Below are 2,896 nucleotides of genomic sequence, written 5' to 3'. Positions count from 1 at the left end.
GTCACCCCGGTGGCCGCGAGCTGTCGCATGTCCACCCGCGCCCCGACGCGGTCGCGGTGCAGCGGCGGCGCGGACGCCTGATCAGCGCCCGCGTCGGCCGGGTCGGCGAGCGGCCTGGCGGATACGGGTGTTGCCGTAGCGGACTCCGCCGAGCAGGAGGCGCTGGGCGACCGCCAGCCAGCTGCAGATGCCACGTTCGAGCAGCCAGAGTGGGGCGGCCAGCGAGGTGCTCGGTGGGAAGACGGTCCCGCCGTCGGCGCGGCGGCGGCCCACCTCGGCCACGGCGACGACAGTTGCCGCCGTGCCGAGCAGCAGCCGGGGCCGCCGCGCCGCGACCGCCGCGGCCAGCGCCGGCAGGACCGCGAGCGCGGTCAGCAGGCGGGCCGGCTGGGCCAGATCGTCGTACGCCTGGCGGACCCGCTGGCCCCGGAAGTGCGTCGCGTCCGGCGGCAGCCGGCGTACGTACAGCCAGGGCGGCGCGACCTGGACACCGCCGTACGCGCGTACGGTGCGGATCAGCTCCAGGTTCTCGAAGAGCACGTCCGGGTCGTACCCGCCCATGGCGAGGAACGTGCTGCGGCGCACCGCGAGGGTGCCGGGGTAGTCGTCTCCGAGCGCCCGGTTGAGCAGCGTCCGGCCGGTGTCCCACCAGGCGTGCCAGGGCAGTGGGTCGAAGTAGTTCTGCGGCCGGACCAGGTCGACCCGGCCCAGCAGCCGGTGCACGGCGCGCAGCCCGGCCTCGTCGTACCGGACGTCGTCGTCGGCGATGACCACGTGTTCGTGGTGTGCCGCGTCGACGCCGGTGTGCACCCCGACCACCTTGCCGTTGTGCCCTCGCCCGGCGGGATCGGGCGGCAGGTGCCGGACCAGCCCCTGCCAGGCCGCCGCGTGCCGGGCGAAGAGCTCCGGAGGTGACCCGTCGACGACGAGCACCTCGACGAGGCCGCTCAGCCGGCGCAGGTAGCCGGTCAGCTCGTCCAGACCGCCGTCGGTGTGCCAGCGCAGCGGCAGCACGTACGCCATCGGCAGGACGGCCGGCGGCAGGGTGGTCGGCGGTGTGCCGGTGTTGTCGTGCCCGGCTCGCCGGGCGGCGTCACCGGCGGCCGGGAAGGGCATCGGCGCCTCCTGGGCAGGCGGTCCGCGGCCGGCGGTGGGCGGGCCGCCCGCTGCACGTGCCCGCCCTGCCTCGATCCAAACCGGCGACGGGGTCAGGCGCGGCGGATGTTGGTGAGGGTCAGGCCGCTGGGCGGCAGCGCGGGCATGCGCCGCAGGTCCAGGGTCAGGTCCTGCGGCGGGACCTCGTAGCGCATGCCGCCGGTCAGGTTCGTGACCGCCCGCTTCATCAGGTCGATGGTGATCCACTCGCCGGCGCAGCGGTGCCCGGTGGTGTGGTCGCCGCCGCCCTGCGGGACCAGCTCGAACGGGTCCACACGGCGGCCGGCGAACCGCTCGGGACGGAACAGCTCCGGTTCGGGCCAGAGCGCCGGGTGGTGGTTGGTGCCGTAGAGGTCGAGCAGCACCCGCCGTCCTCGGGGGAAGTGGTGGCCCTCCCAGTCGAACGAGCGCCGGACCCGGGCGGCGGCCATCGGGAAGAACGGGTAGTAGCGACGTACCTCCTGGACGAACTGCTCGGTGGCCTCGTCGTCACCGTGGACCCCCTCCCGCCAGCCGGGATGGTCGCGCAGGGCGAGCGCGGCGAAGACGATGTACCGGTCCACGGCGACCACCGGGCGCAGCAGGTTGAGCAGTTCGACGGCGGCGGCCCGGCGGGGGAGCAGCGCCCCGCGCGCGTCGCGGTGCTCGGCCACGATCTCAAGCGGGCTGCCGGCCGGCGGCGGGTGGATGCCGGTCCGGGCCCGTTCGACGAGGTCGCCGAGCCAGCGTTCGGCGCGACGGCGGGCGAGCAGGCCCCGCCAGTGCCGTGGGCCGACGACCGCCGGGCCCTCGATCATGGCGTGCAGTTCGACGGCGCGGCGGGTGACCTGCGACGTGGCCAGCGGCACCCCGGCCCAGGCGCAGACCGCCCGGGTCAGCAGGCGGCCCAGCTCGTCGTAGAGCGGCACCGGCCCGGCCGCCTCCCAGGCGGGGATCCGCGCCCGCCACTCGTCGTCGAAGAGCTGCCCGAGGCGCTGGATGGCCGTCGGCGTCATGATCGACATGAGCATGGCCTTGCGGTCGGAGTGCTCCGATCCGTCGAGCCCCTGCACGCCACCCCGGCCGGTGAGCGTCCGCTGCACCCGCAGGTGCATCGCGCTGTCGCGCTGGAAGCGCTCGTTGTCGTAGAAGAGCATCGCGGCTGGCCGGCCCCGCAGGCAGATGGTCGGTGCGAGCAGGATGCGGGCCTGGAAGACGTCGCTGCCGTACCGCTCGCAGCGCTCACCGATGAACCGGTAGCCGGCGCGGAGCAGCGCGAGGGTGCTGTCCGGCGTGCGGTCGGCCGGCATGGTCGCCATCGGGTCTCCTCGGGTGCGAGCGGTGGCCGGCGTCGCCGTCGCGCTGCGTCTACCCGTGTTGCCGCCGCTGAATCCCCGCGGCGACAGCGCGTCGGCTGGCCCCTCCCACGGGCGGCGGAACCTGGTTTGCTCAGCTGGTGGGGCCGCCGTGAGCCGGCAGCACCGGTCGGCCGGTGCGGCCCTCGGTGGGCCGATGGCCACGACCACGGGGAGGGCGAATGCACGACAACAGGGCGCCGCACTGGCGGCAACGGCGGGCGGTCACGGCGACGGGCGCGGGTCGTGCTCTGCGCCCACTGATCGGCCCGCCCGGTCGGCCGATGCGGCCGCGCCGGTTCTTCACCGTGCACCTGGGCTTCACCGCGCCGGGCGCGGCCGACGCCCGCGAGCAGGCGGTGGCGTACGCGGAGGCGCTGAGCCTGCTTCGCCCGGAGGTGGCCCTC

2 protein-coding genes and 1 pseudogene are annotated in these 2,896 nt (G+C 75.4%); 1 reads left to right on the top strand and 2 read right to left on the bottom strand.

What is annotated here, in order from left to right; genetic code table 11:
- Positions 1 to 81 precede the first annotated feature (81 nt).
- The gene (locus tag AB0J68_RS30305; protein ID WP_363942083.1) at positions 82 to 1,116 is read right to left on the bottom strand and encodes a glycosyltransferase; all 1,035 of its coding nucleotides are present in this window, start codon (positions 1,114 to 1,116) and stop codon (positions 82 to 84) included.
- Between the two features lie 92 nt (positions 1,117 to 1,208).
- Positions 1,209 to 2,453, bottom strand: coding sequence for a cytochrome P450 (locus tag AB0J68_RS30300; protein WP_363942080.1), 1,245 nt, complete (start codon positions 2,451 to 2,453; stop codon positions 1,209 to 1,211).
- A gap of 218 nt (positions 2,454 to 2,671) precedes the next feature.
- Between AB0J68_RS30300 and AB0J68_RS30295 the strand changes: the two are divergent.
- A pseudogene (locus tag AB0J68_RS30295) lies at positions 2,672 to 2,896 on the top strand (hypothetical protein); the annotation flags it as partial.

The organism is Micromonospora sp. NPDC049580, from assembly GCF_040675595.1.
Classification (GTDB): domain Bacteria; phylum Actinomycetota; class Actinomycetes; order Mycobacteriales; family Micromonosporaceae; genus Micromonospora.
Note: the sequence above shows the minus strand (reverse complement) of the source record. Positions and strands in the feature narration are given on the sequence as shown.

Coding starts and splice junctions, on each gene's coding strand:
- AB0J68_RS30305 (WP_363942083.1), bottom strand. CDS start 1,116: ATGCCCTTCCCGGCCGCCGGTGACGCCGCCCGGCGAGCCGGGCACGAC.
- AB0J68_RS30300 (WP_363942080.1), bottom strand. CDS start 2,453: ATGGCGACCATGCCGGCCGACCGCACGCCGGACAGCACCCTCGCGCTG.